Source organism: Lysobacter defluvii IMMIB APB-9 = DSM 18482 (assembly GCF_000423325.1).
Taxonomy (GTDB): domain Bacteria; phylum Pseudomonadota; class Gammaproteobacteria; order Xanthomonadales; family Xanthomonadaceae; genus Novilysobacter; species Novilysobacter defluvii.
Window position 1 is genome coordinate 175,386 of sequence record NZ_AUHT01000008.1, and the last position, 18,140, is coordinate 193,525.

An 18,140-nucleotide genomic window follows, 5' to 3' on the forward strand; every position below is an offset into this window, starting at 1 on the left:
GCTGACCTGGATCAAGTCAGCTGGCGTTTGGGGTTCGAAAGGTTCTGCCGGGGTGCACGATCCGGCAGGGGGGCATCAGCTGCGTAGCACCGGCCCGGCCAGCTCTTCCAGCCGGTCGCGGTCGGCAAGCTCCAGGTCGCGCCGGTCGACCTGGACCAGGCCATCGCGCTGGAAGCGCTTGAGCACCCGGCTGACGGTCTCCGGCGCCAGCCGCAGGTAGTTGGCGATGTCGGTGCGCGGCATCGTCAGCTGGAAGCGGTTGGGCGAGAAGCCGCGGGCGGCGAGGCGCCGCGACAGGCCGACCAGGAACGCGGCCATGCGCTGGTCGGCCGTCCAGTCCCCGGCCAGCAGGGCGGCGCGGCCGATGTCGCGGCTGAGCAGCCGGAACAGGTGGCGCTGCAACCCGGGCAGCTGGGTCGCCAGCACCGAGATCTTCGGGAATGAGAAGCGGCACAGCATGACCGTGTCCAGCGCGACCGCGTTGACCGGGTAGCGGTCGCCGTCGATGCCGTCCAGGCCGATCACCTCGCCGGGCAGGAAGAAGCCCAGCACGTGCTCGCGGCCGTCGCGGTCGATCATGTAGGTCTTGACCGTCCCCGCGCGTACGGCGGCAATCGCCTCGAACGGATCGCCCTCGCGGAAGATGTGGTCGCCGGCATGTAGCGGGCCGGTGTGCTCGACCAGCATGTGCAGGTCGCGCAGGCCGCTCTTGTCCATGCCCTCGTCCAGGCAGGCCTGGGAGAAGGCACAGGTCGAGCAGAACCGGTACTCGTCGCCGTCATCGGCGAGCGTACGCACGTCCTGGCGCGGGAAGGGCGTCAGCGCCACCGGGCAACCCCCGTGCGGCTCAGATCGAGCGTGAGAAGCGGGGCGCGGTGTCCGCGCTCGGCGGTGTCAGGTAGGCGTCGAAGCACATGGCAATGTTACGCAGTAACAGCCGGCCGCGCGAGGTCGCGCGGATCATCCCGTCCTCGAACCGCACCAGGCCGTCCTCGGCCAGCGGGCGCAGCTGCTCCAGCGCATCGGCGAAGTAGGCGTTGAAGTCGATCAGGTAGCGCCGCTCCAGCGCGCCGACCGGGATCTCGCCCTGGCACATCAGGCGCTGGATCAGGTCCGCGCGCAGCTGGTCGTCCTCGCTCAGCTGCATCCCGCGGAAGACCGGCAGGCGCCCCTCGTCCAGGGCGATCTGCCAGCTGGGCAGGTCGCGCGGGTTCTGGCTGAAGCTGTCGCCGATGTGGCTGATCGCGCTCACGCCCATGCCGACCAGGTCGGTGTCGGCGTGGGTGGTGTAGCCCATGAAGTTGCGGTGCAGCCCGCCGCGCTCCTGTGCCCGCGCCAGGTCGTCGTCGGGCAGGGCGAAGTGGTCCATGCCGATGTAGACGTAGCCAGCGTCGGTCAGCTTGCCGATTGCCAGCTGCAACAGGGCGAGCTTGTCGGCGGCACTGGGGAGCTCGTCGGCGTTGATCTGGCGCTGCGCCTTGAACATCTGCGGCAGGTGGGCGTAGCTGTAGACCGCCAGCCGGTCCGGGCGCGCCTCCAGCACGGTGTCCAGGGTGCGGGAGAACCCCTCTTGGGTCTGCCGCGGGAGCCCGTAGATCAGGTCCACGTTGACCGAGCGGAAGCCTGCCTGGCGGCAGGCATCGATGATCGCCATCGTCTCTTCGACCGACTGGATGCGGTTGACCGCCTCCTGCACGGCCGGGTCGAAATCCTGGACGCCCAGGCTGGCGCGGTTGAAGCCAATCCGGCCCAGTTCGAGCACGTCGGCCGGCTTGACGAAGCGCGGGTCCAGCTCGATCGAGATGTCGCGCTCGCCTGACTGGGAGAACGTGAATTGGCTTCGCAGCGTCTCCACGACCTCCTCCAGCTGGGCCGGGGACAGGAAGTTCGGCGTGCCGCCGCCGAAGTGCAGCTGGATCACCTCGCGGTCGCGGTCGAAGAGCTGTGCGGTCAGCGCGATCTCGCGGTACAGCCGGACCAGGTAGGTCTCGCCGCGGGCCAGGTCGCGGGTGATGATCCGGTTGCAGCCGCAGTAGAAGCACGGGCTCATGCAGAAGGGCACGTGCACGTACAGCGACAGCCGCCGCGGGATCGGGTCGCCGTTGCTGGCCGCCGCCGCCGCGCGCAGCGCTTCCTCGCCGAAGTCCGCGTGGAACTGCGGGGCGGTGGGGTAGGAGGTGTAGCGCGGACCGGCACGGTCGTAGCGCTGCAGCAGCCCGGTGTCGAAGGAGGGTTGGCTGGCCATGGAGAGCAGGCTACGGGCGCCGCCGGCGCCCCGCCTTGACCCGCGTCAATCCGGTGCCGCGGACGCCGCAGGGCGTCCCGGCCGTTCAGCCAGTGGCGTCCAGCGTGCCCGCGGGCACCCGCACCCGCCCTTCCATCAGCACCCGCGCGCTGCGGCTCATCACCGCCTTGGACACGGTCCACCGGCCGTCGACCTGACGCGCCTCGGCGCCTACGCGCAGCGTGCCCGAGGGATGTCCGAAGGTGACCGCATTGCGTTCACCGCCCCCCGCGGCGAGGTTCACCACCGTGCCAGGCACCGCTGCGGCCGCGGCGATCGCCACCGCGCAGGTCCCCATCATCGCGTGGTGCAGCTTGCCCATGGACAGCGCACGCACGTTGAGGTCGATGTCGCCCGCGGCGATGGCCTTGCCGCTGCTGGCGGCGTAGTCCTTCGGCGGGGCCACGAAGGCGACCTTGGGCGTGTGCTGGCGCTTCGCGGCGCCTGCGAGCTCCTCGATGAGGCCCATGCGCAGCGCGGCGTGGGCGCGGATCGCCTCGAACTTCACCAGCGCCGCCGGGTCGCCGTTGATCGCCGGTTGCAGCTCGGTGCCGTCGTAGCCGATGTCGGCCGCGTCGACGAACACGGTCGGGATTCCCGCGGAGATCATCGTCGCCCGCAGCGTGCCGACGCCGGGCACCTCCAGATCGTCGACCAGGTTGCCGGTCGGGAACATCGCCCCGCCGTCGCCCTCGTCGTCGGACGGATCCATGAACTCGACCACCACTTCGGCCGCCGGGAAGGCCACCCCGTCGAGCTCGAAGTCACCGCTCTCCTGCACCTCGCCGTTGGCGACCGGCACGTGCACCACGATGGTCTTGCCGATGTTCGCCTGCCACACCCGCACCTCGACGGTGCCGTGGTCCGGAATGCGCTCCGCCTCGATGAAGCCGTTGGCGACCGCGAACGGGCCGACCGCCGTGCTCAGGTTGCCGCAGTTGCCCGACCAGTCGACGAAGGCGGTGTCGATGGACACCTGGCCGTAGAGGTAGTCGACGTCGTGGTCGGGCCGCGACGACTTCGAGATGATCACGCACTTGCTGGTCGACGAGGTCGCCCCGCCCATGCCGTCGGTGTGCTTGCCGTAGGGGTCGGGCGAGCCGATCACCCGCATCAGCAATGCGTCGCGCGCCGGGCCGGGCACGCGTGCGGCTTCCGGCAGGTCCTCCAGGCGGAAGAACACCCCCTTGGAGGTGCCGCCGCGCATGTAGGTGGCGGGGATGCGGAGTTGGGGGGCGTGGGTCATCGGTCGTCTCTGGTTAGTGCTATGTGCTTCGCGCGTTCCTACCCCCTCTCCCGCGTGCGGGAGAGGGTTGGGGTGAGGGAGCTTTTGCTTTTGATCTGATCCGAAAGAAGCAAAGGCGCCCTCATCCGCCCTTCGGGCACCTTCTCCCGCTAGCGGGAGAAGGGAAAACCTAAGCGGCGTGCCCTTCCAGGAAATCCTGCGCAAACCGCTGCAGGATCCCGCCGGCCGAGTACACCGACACCTCCTCGGCGGTATCCAGCCGGCAGGTCACCGGCACCTCGAGGCGTTCGCCGTCGCGGCGGTGGATCACCAGCGTCAGGGTGGCGCCGGGGGCCACTTCGCCGAGCACGTCGTAGGTCTCGCTGCCGTCGATGCCCAGCGTCTTGCGGGTGATGCCGGTCTCGAACTGCAGCGGCAGCACGCCCATGCCGACCAGGTTGGTGCGGTGGATGCGCTCGAAGCCCTCGGCCACGATCGCCTCCACGCCGGCCAGGCGGACGCCCTTGGCGGCCCAGTCGCGCGAGCTGCCCTGGCCGTAGTCGGCGCCGGCGATGATGATCAGCGGCTGGCTGCGCTCCATGTAGGTCTCGATCGCGTCCCACATGCGCATGACCTTGCCCTCCGGCTCCAGCCGGGTCAGCGAGCCCTGCTTCACCTCGCCGTCGACCACCGCCATCTCGTTGATGAGCTTGGGGTTGGCGAAGGTCGCGCGCTGGGCGGTCAGGTGGTCGCCGCGGTGGGTGGCGTAGGAGTTGAAGTCCTCCTCCGGCAGGCCCATCGACGCCAGGTACTCGCCCGCGGCGCTGCTGGCCATGATCGCGTTGGACGGCGAGATGTGGTCGGTGGTGATGTTGTCGCCGAGCACCGCCAGCGGCCGCATGCCGGCCAACGACGGCTTGCGGGCGAGTGCGCCCTCCCAGTACGGCGGGCGGCGGATGTAGGTGCTCTGCGGGCGCCAGTCGTACAGCGGTTCGACCTTGCGGCCGAGGGCGGCGCGCGGGCTGAACATCGGCTCGTAGACCTGGCGGAAGTGCTCGGGCTTCACGTGCGCGGCCACCATCGCGTCGATCTCCTCGTCGCTCGGCCACAGGTCCTTGAGGGTGACCTCGTTGCCGTCGGCGTCCACGCCCAGCACGTCCTTCTCGATGTCGAAGCGCACCGTCCCGGCGATCGCGTAGGCCACCACCAGCGGCGGCGAGGCCAGGAAGGCCTGCTTGGCATACGGATGGATGCGGCCGTCGAAGTTGCGGTTGCCGCTGAGCACGGCCACCGCGTACAGGTCGCGGTCGATGACCTCCTGCTGGATCTTCGGGTCCAGCGCGCCGGACATGCCGTTGCAGGTGGTGCAGGCGAAGCCGACGATGCCGAAGCCGAGGTTCTCCAGCTCCTCCAGCAGCCCGGCATCACGCAGGTACAGCTCGACCGCCTTGGAGCCGGGCGCCAGCGAGGACTTCACCCACGGCTTGCGCGCCAGCCCCCGCCGGTTGGCGTTGCGCGCCAGCAGGCCGGCGGCGATCACGTTGCGCGGGTTGGAAGTGTTGGTGCAGCTGGTGATCGCGGCGATGATCACGCCGCCGTCGGGGATCAGCCCCTGGGCCTCCTGCTCGCGCGCGGTGGCCATGTCCGCGGCGATGCCGCGCTCGGCCAGCGCGCTGGTCGGCAGGCGCCGGTGCGGGTTGGACGGACCGGCCAGGTTGCGGCCCACCGACGACAGGTCGAAGTGCAGGGTGCGCTCGTACTCGGCGGTGGCCAGCGCGTCGGCCCACAGGCCGGTGTGCTTCGCGTAGGTTTCCACCAGCTGGACCTGCTCTTCCTCGCGCCCGGTCAGGCGCAGGTAGTCCAGGGTGTTGTCGTCGATGAAGAACATCGCCGCGGTGGCGCCGTATTCCGGGGCCATGTTGGAGATCGTCGCGCGGTCGCCCAGGGTCAGCGCCGCCGCCCCTTCGCCACGGAATTCCAGGTACGCGCCGACGACCTTCTCCTGGCGCAGGAACTCGGTCAGCGCCAGCACGATGTCGGTGGCGGTGATGCCCGGCTGCGGGCGGCCGGACAGCTCGACGGCGACGATGTCGGGCAGGCGCATCCAGGACGCGCGGCCGAGCATCACGCTCTCGGCCTCCAGCCCGCCCACGCCGACCGCGATCACGCCCAGCGCGTCCACGTGCGGGGTGTGGCTGTCGGTGCCGACGCAGGTGTCGGGGAAGGCCACGCCGTCCTGCACGTAGACCACCGGCGACATCTTCTCCAGGTTGATCTGGTGCATGATCCCGTTGCCCGGCGGGATCACGTCCATGTTCTCGAAGGCCTCGGCGGTCCAGTCGATGAAGTGGAAGCGGTCGGCGTTGCGGCGCTCCTCGACCTCGCGGTTGCGGTTGAAGGCCGCCGGGTCGGAGCCGTCGTACTCCACCGCCAGCGAGTGGTCGACGATCAGCTGCACCGGCACCACCGGGTTCACCTGCGCCGGATCGCCGCCCTTCTCGGCGATCGCGTCACGCAGCCCGGCCAAGTCGACCAGCGCGGTCTGGCCCAGGATGTCGTGGCAGACCACGCGGGCGGGGAACCACGGGAAGTCCAGGTCGCGCCGGCGCTCGACCAGCTGGCCCAGATAGGCATCGACCATGTCCGGCTCGGCGCGGCGGACGATGTTCTCGGCGTGCACCCGCGCCGTGTAGGGCAGGCGGTCCCAGGCACCCGGCTGCAGGCGGTCCACCGCCTCGCGGGCATCGAAGTAGTCGAGCTGGGTGCCGGGGAGCGGCTTGCGGTACTGGGAATTCATGGCGGACCTGGCGTTGCGAGAGGGTCCCGCGCCGGTGGCGGTCACCGCGCGGGTCAGCCGGTCATTCTACCGGTTGCCCCCTGAGCGCTCCCGGTCCGGGCCCGGCTCGTCCAGCGCGTCATGCCGCCGCCCGCCGTACCAGAACACCATCGCCTCGCGCGAGCGCAGCATCCGCGGGGCGTCCCAGGCGAAGCGCGCCAGGAAGCGGGCCTTCTCACCGAGCGAGTAGGTGCGCATCTTTCGCGCCGAGGTCAGCACCGGTTCGCGCAGGATGGCCACGCGCCCGTGGCGCGCCAGTGCCCTGCCGAAGGCGACGTCCTCGGCGGCGAACAGCCGCTCGTCGAAGCCGCCCACCGCCTCGTACGCCGGGCGGGTGCAGAACACGAAGCAGCCCGGGGTGATGCCGGCCACGCGGAACGCCAGGATCGAGGCGCGCTCCAGCACGCGCATGTGCAGGGGCAGGGGGCCGGCGAAGCGCACTGCGGTGCCGCCGCCGACGGCCCCCCGGTCCAGCGCTGCCATGGCGGCCTCGACGACCTGCCGGTCCACCCGGGTGTCGGCATCCAGGAACAGCAACCGGTCGCCCCGCGCCGCTGCCGCCCCGGCGTTGCGGGTCGCGGCGATATGCCGGTGGGATACGTGCAGCACCCGCGCACCAAGCGACCGGGCGATCTCCGCGGTCCGGTCCGTGGACGCATCGTCCACCACGATCACCTCGACCCCGCCGGGCAGCCCGGCGGTGGCCTCGCGCAGCGCCTCCAAGGTGGCGCCGATCAGGCGTTCCTCGTCGTGGGCGGGGATGATGACCGAGAGCATCGCGGGCACGGGCAAGGTGGACACCCGAGTGTGGCCCTCCGCGCAGGCCGGGCAAGTGAACCGCGCGGCTCAGACGGCGATATCGAGCGCCGCCACCACGCTGTGCCAGCGCCAGGCGCTGGACAGGATCGACTCCAGGCCGGTGTGCACCGGGGTCCAACCCAGTTTGCGCCGCGCACGATCGCTGGCAGTGTCTCCCGCAGCGTTGCAGGGCCTACTTGTCGAGCTGCTGCGCCAGGTAGTTCGGCTCCCCGATGCGCGCGATCAGCGCCAGCTGGGTCTCGATCCAGTCCACGTGCTCTTCCTCGGACTCGAGGATGTCGGCGAACAGGTCGCGGCTGACGTAGTCGCCGATCGACTCGCAGTAGGCGATCGCCTCGCGCAGCAGGGGCAGGGCGTCCAGCTCCAGCGCCAGGTCGCACTCGAGGATCTCGCGCGGGCCCTCGCCGATGCGCAGCTTGCCCAGCGCCTGGAAGTTGGGCAGGCCCTCGAGGAACAGGATCCGCTCGGCGAGCACGTCGGCGTGCTTCATCTCGTCGATGGATTCCTCGTACTCGTGCTCGGCCAGTTCCTTCAGGCCCCAGTCCTTCAGCATCTTGGCGTGCAGGAAGTACTGGTTGATCGCGGTCAGCTCGTTGTAGAGCGCCTTGTTGAGGAACTCGATGACCTTCGCGTCGCCCTTCATGGCCGTGCTCCGTGGTGGGGATGACACGACTCTAGCGCGACGCCACGCGGGGTGGCGGAACGCGAATCACCTGCAGGTGGAAGGGGTCAGGCCGCCTGTTCGAGCAGCGGGAGATCGAGCTCCGCGCGGGTGGCGGCCAGCAGGTCGTCGGCTTCCGGGATGCAGGTGCCGCAGCACGATCCGGCGCCGGTGCGCATGGTGAGTTCGGCCATCGAGCTGCACCCGGCCGTCGCAGCCTGGCGGATTTCGTGGTCGGTGACGGCGTTGCAGATGCAGACGTACACGGCGGAAGACGATTGCGCGCCGGGGGGAGGCGCGGTCGTCATTCCACTACGAATGAGAATGATTGTCAATCATGCGCGGGCCGGACGGTGCAGCTGCGCGCCGCCGGGGCGGGGTGGCCGGCGTCGCCTGCGGGTGAGTTCCGGCTGCGGGGGCGGCACCGCGTGGGGGCCGGCGACCTCCCGCGCGAACGGTGCCAGGTGCTGCAGCGCCCGGATGTAGACCCCGCGCTTGAACATGACCACGTGCTCGGCGGGGTACCAGAAGTCCACCCAGCGCCAGTGGTCGAACTCCGGCGTGCTGGTCACGTCCAGCCGGACGTCGGATTCGCGGCCGGTCAGGCGCAGCAGGAACCAGACCTGCTTCTGCCCGATGCACACGAGCTTCTCGTGGCGGCGGATCGCACGCTCCGGCAGCCGGTAGCGCAGCCAGCCCGGCGTGGTGCCCAGGACCTCGACGTGCCGCGGCTCCAGCCCGGTCTCCTCGTTCAGCTCGCGGTACATCGCCTCGAGCGGCGTCTCGTCGGTGTTCATCCCCCCCTGCGGGAACTGCCACCCATCACGCCGTACCCGCCGGGCCCAGAACAGCCGCCCGTCGTCGTGCATCAGCACGATGCCCACGTTGGGGCGAAACCCGTCCGGATCGATCACGGCGCGGACTCCCGAAGCGTCACTGTGATCGACTCTGCCACGGGGTGCCGGGGTCGGCAAGGCGGCGACGGCGTGCCGTACAGGCGGGGAGAGTGCGGGTGCCGTGGTCATTGACACGGCCGCCCAAGGCCCGGAAAATTGGCGGTTCCCCGTGGCTATGTAGCTCAGCCGGTTAGAGCACAGCACTCATAATGCTGGGGTCGGTGGTTCGAGTCCACCCATAGCCACCAGTCCTTGCGAATAGCTTACGCGACAAGGACTTGCAAGCGTTTCTGACGTTCCCAGCGCCGCGCTACAGGGAACGCTGCAGAAAGTGCTACAGCGACGCGGTAAGACCTACACTTCTAGAGTGATCGTGCCGGTTGACCTCCAAGGTCGCCTCTGCAGGGTCGAGATCACCCGCAGCCTGCGCACGGGCGACCGCCGGGAAGCATCCCGCCGCCTTGCACTGTGGGAAACCCACATCCGTACATACCTGGCGCTCGTACGTCAGCGCAAGAGCAAGATGACGCAGGAAGAGCTGAACCGGCTGAGTCGACGCTATCTCGAAGCGACCTTTGATGAGATCGAGAACCGCTTGGCTCTGGAGGGGTGGGAAGAGACAGGGCTGGACGCTCACCGCTTCGATCTTATTGAGGAGGCTGAGCGGCTGTCCGCTGCACTGGCGCATGCCGATTGCGCACCGGGGATGGCGATGGCGCGGCAAATGCTGCCCGGTGCGGAACCAGAGACCCAGAGGAAGCTTGCGCGCCGCCTGATTGAAGCGAAGCTCGAAGCCGTCAAGGCAGAGCTCGCTGCGCTTTCAGGAGAAACTCTGCGGTTGCCTGTGGGATGGGCACCTAGCCAACCACACGCGCATCCCGAGCCGCCCAAGGCGACCCCAAGGGTGTCGGAAGTCGCACAGCTTTACGGCGACGAGCGAGTGGCACTCCAGAGCTGGTCCCCCAGGACAGAGCACCAGTACCGCGGTTACCTAATTGTTCTCGCTGATTTGCTGGGAGACCCGGAGATCGGGTCAGTAACCAAGGACGACATGCGCCGCCTCGGCCTGTCCCTGATTGCGCTACCGGCAAATCTGAAGAAGCGCTTTCCTGGCCTCACGCCGAGCGCGGCGCTGAAGGCAGCTGGCGATGACCCGAGCATCCCAAGACTCGCGCCGAATAGCGTCAACGCCTATTACCAAGCAGTTCGGAGCTTCTTCTCTTGGGCGGAGGAGCATGACTATGTTCAGCAGAGCCCAGCTTCGGTCTTGAAGGATGTCAAACGTGGTCGAGCGCAAGACGACCGCAAGCCCTTCGACGACGAGGACCTAGTCGCCTATTTCAATGTTCTCCGACAGGAGCGAACGAGGCGTCCCTACCTCTACTGGATCCCGTACATCATGGCGTTCAGCGGGTGCAGGCTCGGCGAGGCCGCGCAGCTGCAGAAGCGCGACATCCGCCGCGAGGGCGAAACCTGGGTTATCGACATCAATGACGCCGCGGACGGCAAACGCCTGAAGACCGCGTCGAGCGCTCGCCTAGTACCCCTGCACCCGCGCCTCGTCGAGCTTGGACTCCTGGAGTTTGTAGCCGGTGCATCCGAAGGATTCCTTTGGCCGGCCGAGGTTAGAACAGCCGCCGATGCCACACGGAGTGCTGTCGACAAGCTCCAGAAGCTCTTGGCGCATCGCCTGCGAAAGGCCGGTGTCGACGACCCAAAGAAGACAGCGGCCCACAGCTTCCGTCACACCATCCCAACACGCCTAAAGGGTCTTGACGTCCCCGAGTACCACATCGCTGAAATTCTTGGCCATGAGAGTGACAGCATCACCACGGGTCGCTATGGGGCGAGGACCGACGTGCAACGCCTTCACCAAGTGCTGAGTCAGCTTTCCTTACCTATCTGACTTGGCGCCTGACGCGTGCAAAAAAACTGATAGGAGGGGGCACATTCGGCAGCGACTGAGTCGCACGGAGTGCCGCATTCCTCGAAGCGCATTGAGCACTCCCCAGCGGCTCGTGGGACGCGCTAGGAGGCCCGTAGAGCCTCGTGAGAGAGTGGCGCCGGGAAGGGCTAGCCGCGGCGCCTGAAGCGCGTCAGGAACGCTCCTGCGGCGAAGGAGGGGCAGCGGCTTGACGCGTACTCAGGGAGTCTGTGTTCACGCGGACGGGTCACCCGCTTCCCATGCGGCCAACATCTCAGACCATATCTGTCCTCCTAGGGTGAGGAGTAATCGAACCCCCAGAGGTCAGCCACCTCGCACGACTGCGGGGGCGCGCCGCGTGGGACTCAGGGGGCAGCAGCCGCCAAGCAGGAAGCGTATGCGCCTTTCCCGTCTAGCGAGCGCTCAGAGAAATCGGAAGTGGCCAGGGTCGCCCTTTCCTGGAACGCCCGCCTGCCGGGCTTACTCGCCGGCTAGACGCTACGCGCCATGTGTCGCCTGCGTGGCGACCGACGTCGCTATCCTAAGTCAATGGACACCCATCGAGTTCAGGCCGCAAAGCGCGTCCCCACGGGGGAACCCTTTGAACACTTGACGCTGCGGGACCCGCTCCCGCCGGAACAGCAGCGGAATCCGAGAGCAGAGAATACGGGCGTACGAACGGAGGTCGGCGCAAACAATGGCGGAAGGCCGGACTGATAGGTCAAGAAGCCGGGCATGACCAACTAACGACCTCACGAACTTGGGCTTACGCCCCCCACTAAAGGGGAGCCGAGCTAGATACCTTAGGTAGCTCCACCTCCACCCTGCCCCTCACCCCCGTTATGTCCCTGAAGGCCTCTTCGAGAGCCTCTCTTCCTAGTGACGCATGCTCGTCCTTGACCAGTAAACAGTCATGAACAGGAAGAGCAATCACCCCCCGTTCCTTCAGCGCCAACAGCGCTTTGACCACTACACGACTTTCCATATTCTGGTGCACCAGAGCCTGCGCGGTCCCGAACAATGGAACCAATGCGGGGTGCCGAAGACTGATTGCCTTGATCACGTCCTCAATCTTGACCCACCTCGGGAAGAGCTGCCGGGTTCCTTGCGGCATCCGGGTTGGGAGCTTGTCTGCAGCAAGCAGCGCGTTGAAGACCTTCTTTACCCCTTCGCGTGAGGCCCCCACGCCCGGCACGCCATAGAGGTCGCCAGTGGGAGGTTCAACCCCGACCTGGCCGTACGCGAGTCGTACGGCGAGCTGAGCGAAGTCCAAGGACGCAACAGGCCGGCCTTCGATTCTAAGCAAGTCCTGCCGTGCTTCCTTCTTGAGCTCTTGCCAGAACCCGTTGAAGAGGCGGCCGCCGCGCTCCAACGAGCCATCGTTGAAGATGCGCCTGAGGTAGCGCTGCCCCAAGTCGACGCCGTCGGAGACCTCGCACCCTGCCCAACCGAGATCTGCTTGAGCTAGCCACTCATTGATCTCTACCATCTCGGCGCGGAGCTGGTGAGCCAGCGGCGCATCAGGGACAGTAAGTCTTCCCGACCTGCCATTGATCTTGGGGCCTCGCAGGACTATGGGGTCACCCATCAGAGCGGAGTTTCGCCCGATGTCCCTGAAAGTCAGTTCGAGCTCGTTGATCCGTTCGATCAACCGAGCACTGGCGCGAATCGTCGACCGAACTCCCCCGAAGGGGGATCGATGACCCAGCTGCAGGTCGACTATGTCAACCTCAGGTGATCCTAACGTCCGTACCAGACTGCGAAATTGCTCAGTCAGGAACGGTGCTCTCCTGGTCCCTGGTGCCAAGGCAGAATTTGACAGCTCCACCACCAGCCATGCTCGCGACTCGCGTAACTCGCGGTGTACTAGGTCACAGACGAGCGCTGATACTGCCGCCTCGTGGACTATCTGATCCGCCGGCCGCCGACGTCGAACGCGGTTCTCCGTCTCGGCAATTTTCACCAACACTTCGGCCACCAGCTGTCGCATTGGTTGACTGGCTGGGGTCTTGGAAGGTTCGAAAGGGCGGTCTTTATCCAACGGGATATTGCGTGTTGTTTCGTCCATCAGCCAGCTGCAAAAGTCGATGCCCCGTTCCGGGCGGAGGGGATGCGGGTGTGAGAGTCGAGACAGCGCGAGAGGACCGGAGGCTCGCACAGCGCCCCGCGCGCGTTAGTATTCTCGCCCCTCTCAGGAACTTAAAGAAGAGCCGTCAGGGAGACGGCGCTGTTCGTCGGTTTGACGATAGCTGTAGATCCAAGGCGGCCCTTGGGAACCACTTTAAAAAGCCTGTGAGGAATCAGGTGTCTTGCTTCCTTGGCATTCAGGGTTTGCCTGCCGAGCGTGCCCAGTCGGCAATCGCCTTTCCACGGCTCAGCAAGTGAGAACGCTCCTGTGTAGAGTGTTGCGCATCCATCGCTCTGGGGAGGCGGCATGCCACTGATACTGCTGGGCAGCAACTCGTATCGGGGCGAACTCGCACCTCTCGACGAAAGTGGGGTCGAGTACACGCATCTAGCGTCACTCACGGTTGCCGCCAGTGAAGCCCCTGTGCGCGCATTCGTGAAGGTCTACCCGAGGGCTTACGTAGGCGGCCAAACGGCTCGCGGGCTGGTAAATGAACTGGTCGGATACTTTTGCGCGGAGCGTGCAGGCCTGCCGGTTCCCCCGACGGCCGGCTTGATCTCGTTGCAGCACGCGCAACTTTCCACCCCGCCCGCGTGGCTCGATCCCGGTCAACCCGTGATCGGCTGGTGGTCGCAAGATGCCGGGTTTCCCTCGATCCGTGCTACCTGGAACCTCCAAGCGCTTCCCCAAGGGTCAGCCGCCCTGATACATGCGATGGCACAGGCGCGGGAGTTCCTGATTAAGCATTGTTCCACGCCAAGCATCGTTGCGCTCGATGATCTCATCGCTAATGTCGACCGCAACCTTGGCAACCTGCTTCACAGCCCCGGCTCGCTCACCCTCATCGACCACGGACGTTCCCTGACTGGCCCTGCGTGGCGTCGACCGGACCTCGTGGCCGGGAACGCCTTCATGAACGTTGTTCGTGACCTCCTAGGTCCGGCCGCAGAAACGCTGCCTTTCAGGGGGGCGGTAATGGCCGAGTACACCACCATCGTCTCGAAGGTCTCTCCTGCCATGCCCGAGCTGAAGCAGCTGCTCGACCACTTGCTTGACCCTCTCGACTCGAGGGCGGCACATGATTTCCTCCACGGGCGCTCTGCCCCCGGCTCTATTGCGCGAAGGATTGGGGTGGTTGCATGAAGAATCCAGATGAAATCGCAGCCTTCATCGCGTGCCAAGACCACAGGGCGAAACACGCGGTCTCAGGGCGCTGGCACAACCTCCAGATCCGCCCTGACTTGGGAAGCGGTGAGCTCCTCAACGCCGGCGTGGCCTTCGTCGACGAAGGAAGCCGCGTTCACCTGAGGATGGCCCGGGATCTGTCCAGGTTGAAGTGCCTGTATGACGACCGAGTCGATGTCCAAAGCTTCGAGCAGCTCTCAATGCTGATCGAAGAGGCCTTTGACGGTGCGAACTGGGAAGACTTCAGGCTGTCCCAGCTGAGCGCACACGTCTCGCTGAGTGGCGGCAGGTACGCTTCCGGTACCAGCATCAGCGAGATCCTCTCGAGCTTCTACGAGGCAACGGTGCCGATTGGCAAGCGGCCAGAAGGGGCCAAAGGAGTGCGCACAACACGCACGAGGAGCATCTCTACCCAAACGGCAAGGGATAGCGTCATTCAGCGCCTCATGCAGCGTATGGGACAGAGGGCGCTGCCGTACATCGCGCGCGGTCCATGGACACTGAGTGAACCTACAGGTCAGGTGCACCAACTGGATCTTCCGATTCGGGCTCCAGGGAAGTTGTGCGCGACAGTGGTCTCGCTTTGGGCAAAGGAGAGGTACAGGCGGAAGTTTCAGCTCGCTCAGGCCGGTCTCGATCTCGGAACGGTGCAGGCACAATCCCCAACCGAGCGGCTGGGCTTATTCGTCATGAGGCCGATGGAGGAGGAGGGCTACTCGCAGGACGATTTGAACGCGATAGACAACGAAATTGACGAGGCCTCGTGGCAGCTGAGAAAGGTGGCAAACATCCAGGTCGAGCAGGGAGAGGATGCAGAATCGCTTTCCGAGAAGTTAGAGGAGTGGCTTGAGGCTGCTTGAGGCGGATCCTTGTACCTACCAGCCACCGTGTGCGGACGTTAGGGACTTGGCGAAGCTGATTCCTGATGCCTTGAAGAGCTACGTCTGAACGCCTTCACTTGCGCGTACGCTGAATCGCACAAGTCCGGCTCCAAGCAGGACTCCCACGAAAAGGCCATCGCGGCTTTCAGTTCATCTTTTCTAAGAGCTTCTTGAGGTTAGCGACTGAGGACCGATGCCAGCGCGCACCTCGAGGCGTCAGGACGCCACGTTGATTCAACTCGGCTGCAATCATTCCGAGACTTTCTACCCCAGCTGTGTGGAGCTCACATAGAATTGGGCGGAGCGCCTCAGCATGTCGGATTGCTTTCTGCTGCACGGCTGCCACAGCTGCAACATTGCCCTGTGCCGCCCGAACCAGTGCCGCTGCTCCGTTCGGATTCCCGAGTTTCTGCCCCCGAGCCTTGGCTGCCAGCAGGGCTTCTCTGGTGCGCCTTGAGATCGCTTGACGCTCCTGTTGAGCCACCAGCGCCATGATCCCCACAGTCAGTTCGTTGGCGTCTGGCATATCGGCAGCGATGAACTTTGCGCCACTGTCCTGCAGTGCCAGAAGGAAGGCAGCGTTGCGAGAGAGGCGGTCGAGCTTGGCGATCACCAACGTGGCGCCCGTAACCTTGGAAAGGTGCAGGGCCTTGGTGAGCTGAGGACGGGCGTCGAGCCTGCCACTCTCAACCTCGACGAAAGTCTCCAAGACGGTACCGCCGCGCTGGGATACGAATGCGGAGATGGCGCCACGCTGGGCATCCAGCCCCAACCCCGACTGGCCCTGCCTGGCTGTCGAGACACGTAGGTAGGCCACGTACTTCACTGTACAACTCCGCGTAACGGTCGTTAGGCGACTTTGTACATCAGGCGGTTATGGAGGTCCAGCGCGTCCGCATTGAGCGGCCTGCCTAGAGGAGCGGCACTGCCGACACCTAGCTCGCGGCTCCGAACGAAGGTCATTTGTCAGCCAAGTCGGCCATCTGCCGCAGGCGCCTCCTGGCAGCCCACAGACCAAAGTCCACGACGTTTCCACCTGCGTGGTTCGCTTGCAGGTCGCGGAGGTATGCCCCCGCCTGGTCCTCGAGCACGGCTTCAAGCCTGCCGATCCAATCGCCGGTCACATCAGCCACCAGCAAGTCTGACTCCTGACTCATCCAAGGCTCGAGAAGGAGCTCGCCCTCGCCACTACTCGTGTCTGCATGGAGCAGGAGAAACCTGTCGTAACCGTGTACGAGGCCATCGTCCGGCGCCCACGCCTCGCCCTCACGCTCTGCGGACAGCGGGTGAACGGTGTAGTCCTCTTCGGCCGTAATTCTCTCCCACGCCACATCTTTCGCGGCCAGCTCGACAGCGCGAAGCATTGCAGTCGACGCATCTTCAGCCTCGACTTCGATCACCGCGGCCTCAACAGCAGCCCGCACTACCCTTACTGAGTACTTCGAACGCATACAAGTCTCCGACAACGTCTTCTCATTGAATGGTTTGGCCGCCACCATTGCAAGCGGCGGCCTGGAACCGCGCCTGCTCTCTGAGCCTGCGTGCTGCACCGCTATAGTCGCTCGAACGCACACGCCACATTCGCCCTATCACTACTACCTGACGGGGGCATGGGGGGAATCCAGCTAGCAGTCGCTCATCGAAGGCCCGCGGAAATTTTTCTCGAAAGCGTCAGCCCAGCCTCAGGCAGACCCACGACTCGCCACCGGAAGGACTACGCGCTGGGCGAACCGAAGGGCCGCACAGCGCCACTCCGGTCCTGAGGACTCTCGTTCGTGATCGCGGCTATCTGTTTCACCCCCCCCGGCCGCAAGAGCATGCGCTGCCATCAGTGCTCTAAGACGGCTGTCGAAGAATTCTCGGTGCCGAGAGGAGACAACTTCGAAGCCGCCGGCAATCTCAATGATCCTGACCATACAATCACCTCCAGAGGAGCTACTACCCTCACTCTGCAGGCGCGCAGGTACGGTAGGAAAAGCTCTGGCTGCGCTATAGGAGATCCACTAATTCTGGATTCGCAGAGCTTGAAATGCATCAGAGGATGACGCGGACGATGCCTTGGCCCCTGAGCTCGTCTCAGTCATGCTCGGGCCTAACGCGAGTTGATGAGGAAGGATAACAAGCCATGTCGAACGCTTGGTCATTGATCACAATCGACTCAGGTCGTCAGTACGGGGGCAACGATGGCTACGAAGAAAACCCCTCCGCGTATTACACGTATGACAGTCGAGTTCCAAACCACAAACAGCTCGCAGAGGGCGATGTGGTCTTCGTCCGAAATGCCACACATATACTTGGTGCAGCTCTGGTTGAGTCAGTTTCGTCGCAACCGGGAAGCAAGATGGAGCGTCGGTGCCCAAGCTGCGGCGCTGTAAATGTACGTGAGCGCAAATCGAGAAATCCGGCTTGGCGCTGTTCGAAGTGCCGCGCCGAATTCGAGAATCCGGTCGAGAATATTGTCGATGTCAGATCGTTTACTGCCCACTACGGCAAGACATTTCGGACTGCGCCTCCCAACCTCGACGCAAGACTACTGAAGCAGGCTGCAGCCTCCCCCAACGACCAGCTTGCGATCGAACGCCTTGACGTTGGCAAGCTTGCGAAAGTATTAGGCGGCGCTTTTCTGTCGGCAGGCGATTTGCTCCGCACAGCGGCTCTCAGCAAGACGCTTGATCCAGGAGACGCTGATGCGTCACCAGCCACCGAAAATCCATCGAATTACGCGATCTGGGAGGGCGACGAGCGCGAGGCAGTGCTGAGATCAATCCGGATTCGACGCGGGCAGCAGAGCTTTCGCAGGCGACTTATAAGAGCCTACGGAGGTCGCTGTGCGGTTAGCGGATGCGAACTTCTCGACCTGTTGGAAGCCGCACACATCTCTCCATATAAGGGCGCGGCAGACCACCACCTTGAAAACGGACTATTGCTCCGCGCCGATCTGCACACACTGTTTGACCTTGGACACCTGGCGATCGAGCCGATAACCATGACGGCCAAGTTTTCGAAAGCCGCCGCTCTTGGCGGCTACGCCCAGCTTGACGGAACTAGACTTACAAAACCACTACCATCGGCGGCAGCACTGCAACTTAGGTGGAGCATATTTGTTCGTAACCACATGACCCCATGCGGTCTAGAAAAAATGGCTAAGGAACCCGCCGCGCATTCTCATGGAATTCACAAGGATCCCGGTGGACCCGAAGGACATCCATAAAACGCAACTGGAATTTCGAGATGCGAACTCTCCAAGTGTTTTCCTTAGGGCCGGTGACCATCCCGGCCCTGCCGTATTGCCGAGCCGGCC

At 65.1% G+C, this 18,140-nt stretch carries 15 protein-coding genes and 1 tRNA gene; 5 read left to right on the plus strand and 11 right to left on the minus strand.

Features of this window, described 5'->3' with window-relative positions; all coding sequences use genetic code 11:
- Nucleotides 1–75: 75 nt before the first annotated feature.
- The 8 genes from G545_RS0108735 to G545_RS14225 form a co-directional block, all read right to left on the minus strand.
- The gene (locus G545_RS0108735; protein WP_027070043.1) at nucleotides 76–822 is read right to left on the minus strand and encodes a helix-turn-helix domain-containing protein; all 747 of its coding nucleotides are present in this window, start codon (nucleotides 820–822) and stop codon (nucleotides 76–78) included.
- A 25-nt stretch (nucleotides 823–847) separates the two neighbouring features.
- Nucleotides 848–2,245 carry an oxygen-independent coproporphyrinogen III oxidase gene (gene hemN, locus G545_RS0108740; protein ID WP_027070044.1) on the minus strand — a complete coding sequence of 466 codons (1,398 nt, stop codon included), beginning with the start codon at nucleotides 2,243–2,245 and terminating at the stop codon, nucleotides 848–850.
- 85 nt (nucleotides 2,246–2,330) lie between these two features.
- Nucleotides 2,331–3,530 (minus strand): 2-methylaconitate cis-trans isomerase PrpF, encoded by a 1,200-nt coding sequence (gene prpF, locus G545_RS0108745; protein WP_027070045.1) that lies wholly within the window; start codon nucleotides 3,528–3,530, stop codon nucleotides 2,331–2,333.
- A gap of 169 nt (nucleotides 3,531–3,699) precedes the next feature.
- Nucleotides 3,700–6,306: a Fe/S-dependent 2-methylisocitrate dehydratase AcnD gene (gene acnD, locus G545_RS0108750; protein WP_027070046.1), complete on the minus strand. Its 2,607-nt coding sequence runs from the start codon at nucleotides 6,304–6,306 to the stop codon at nucleotides 3,700–3,702.
- Nucleotides 6,307–6,372: 66 nt separating this feature from the next.
- Nucleotides 6,373–7,122, minus strand: coding sequence for a glycosyltransferase (locus tag G545_RS14220; RefSeq protein WP_052106489.1), 750 nt, complete (start codon nucleotides 7,120–7,122; stop codon nucleotides 6,373–6,375).
- Between the two features lie 214 nt (nucleotides 7,123–7,336).
- Nucleotides 7,337–7,807 (minus strand): bacterioferritin, encoded by a 471-nt coding sequence (gene bfr / locus G545_RS0108765; RefSeq protein WP_027070047.1) that lies wholly within the window; start codon nucleotides 7,805–7,807, stop codon nucleotides 7,337–7,339.
- A gap of 86 nt (nucleotides 7,808–7,893) precedes the next feature.
- Nucleotides 7,894–8,091: a (2Fe-2S)-binding protein gene (locus G545_RS0108770; RefSeq protein WP_027070048.1), complete on the minus strand. Its 198-nt coding sequence runs from the start codon at nucleotides 8,089–8,091 to the stop codon at nucleotides 7,894–7,896.
- A 69-nt stretch (nucleotides 8,092–8,160) separates the two neighbouring features.
- Nucleotides 8,161–8,739 carry an RNA pyrophosphohydrolase gene (locus tag G545_RS14225; protein ID WP_081677808.1) on the minus strand — a complete coding sequence of 193 codons (579 nt, stop codon included), beginning with the start codon at nucleotides 8,737–8,739 and terminating at the stop codon, nucleotides 8,161–8,163.
- 153 nt (nucleotides 8,740–8,892) lie between these two features.
- On the opposite strand from G545_RS14225, the gene G545_RS0108780 reads away from it, so the two are divergent.
- Nucleotides 8,893–8,969: transfer RNA gene (locus tag G545_RS0108780), tRNA-Met, on the plus strand.
- Between the two features lie 83 nt (nucleotides 8,970–9,052).
- The gene (locus G545_RS15020; protein WP_331439504.1) at nucleotides 9,053–10,627 is read left to right on the plus strand and encodes a site-specific integrase; all 1,575 of its coding nucleotides are present in this window, start codon (nucleotides 9,053–9,055) and stop codon (nucleotides 10,625–10,627) included.
- A 796-nt stretch (nucleotides 10,628–11,423) separates the two neighbouring features.
- On the opposite strand, the gene G545_RS0108790 is transcribed toward G545_RS15020, so the two are convergent.
- Complete coding sequence (locus G545_RS0108790) at nucleotides 11,424–12,635, minus strand: hypothetical protein (protein WP_154656552.1); 1,212 nt, start codon at nucleotides 12,633–12,635, stop codon at nucleotides 11,424–11,426.
- Between the two features lie 444 nt (nucleotides 12,636–13,079).
- Here G545_RS0108790 and G545_RS15650 point away from each other — a divergent pair, with 444 nt between their 5' ends.
- Nucleotides 13,080–13,916: a hypothetical protein gene (locus G545_RS15650; protein WP_154656553.1), complete on the plus strand. Its 837-nt coding sequence runs from the start codon at nucleotides 13,080–13,082 to the stop codon at nucleotides 13,914–13,916.
- Entirely contained in the window at nucleotides 13,913–14,818 is a 906-nt protein-coding gene (locus G545_RS0108800) for a hypothetical protein (protein ID WP_027070052.1), read from the plus strand. The genes G545_RS15650 and G545_RS0108800 overlap by 4 nt, the downstream gene beginning before the upstream one ends.
- A gap of 166 nt (nucleotides 14,819–14,984) precedes the next feature.
- On the opposite strand, the gene G545_RS15355 is transcribed toward G545_RS0108800, so the two are convergent.
- Nucleotides 14,985–15,665 (minus strand): recombinase family protein, encoded by a 681-nt coding sequence (locus tag G545_RS15355; RefSeq protein WP_081677809.1) that lies wholly within the window; start codon nucleotides 15,663–15,665, stop codon nucleotides 14,985–14,987.
- A gap of 133 nt (nucleotides 15,666–15,798) precedes the next feature.
- Entirely contained in the window at nucleotides 15,799–16,290 is a 492-nt protein-coding gene (locus tag G545_RS0108805) for a hypothetical protein (protein WP_027070053.1), read from the minus strand.
- Between the two features lie 692 nt (nucleotides 16,291–16,982).
- Between G545_RS0108805 and G545_RS15360 the strand changes: the two genes are divergently transcribed.
- Entirely contained in the window at nucleotides 16,983–18,050 is a 1,068-nt protein-coding gene (locus tag G545_RS15360; protein WP_231553146.1) for an HNH endonuclease, read from the plus strand.
- The last annotated feature ends 90 nt before the right edge of the window (nucleotides 18,051–18,140 follow it).

What these genes read in the sequence shown, in the direction of transcription:
- hemN (WP_027070044.1), bottom strand. Translation starts at nt 2,245, where the DNA reads ATGGCCAGCCAACCCTCCTTCGACACCGGGCTGCTGCAGCGCTACGAC.
- prpF (WP_027070045.1), bottom strand. Translation starts at nt 3,530, where the DNA reads ATGACCCACGCCCCCCAACTCCGCATCCCCGCCACCTACATGCGCGGC.
- acnD (WP_027070046.1), bottom strand. Translation starts at nt 6,306, where the DNA reads ATGAATTCCCAGTACCGCAAGCCGCTCCCCGGCACCCAGCTCGACTAC.
- G545_RS14220 (WP_052106489.1), bottom strand. Translation starts at nt 7,122, where the DNA reads ATGCTCTCGGTCATCATCCCCGCCCACGACGAGGAACGCCTGATCGGC.
- bfr (WP_027070047.1), bottom strand. Translation starts at nt 7,807, where the DNA reads ATGAAGGGCGACGCGAAGGTCATCGAGTTCCTCAACAAGGCGCTCTAC.
- G545_RS0108790 (WP_154656552.1), bottom strand. Translation starts at nt 12,635, where the DNA reads ATGCGACAGCTGGTGGCCGAAGTGTTGGTGAAAATTGCCGAGACGGAG.
- G545_RS15650 (WP_154656553.1), top strand. Translation starts at nt 13,080, where the DNA reads ATGCCACTGATACTGCTGGGCAGCAACTCGTATCGGGGCGAACTCGCA.
- G545_RS0108800 (WP_027070052.1), top strand. Translation starts at nt 13,913, where the DNA reads ATGAAGAATCCAGATGAAATCGCAGCCTTCATCGCGTGCCAAGACCAC.
- G545_RS0108805 (WP_027070053.1), bottom strand. Translation starts at nt 16,290, where the DNA reads ATGCGTTCGAAGTACTCAGTAAGGGTAGTGCGGGCTGCTGTTGAGGCC.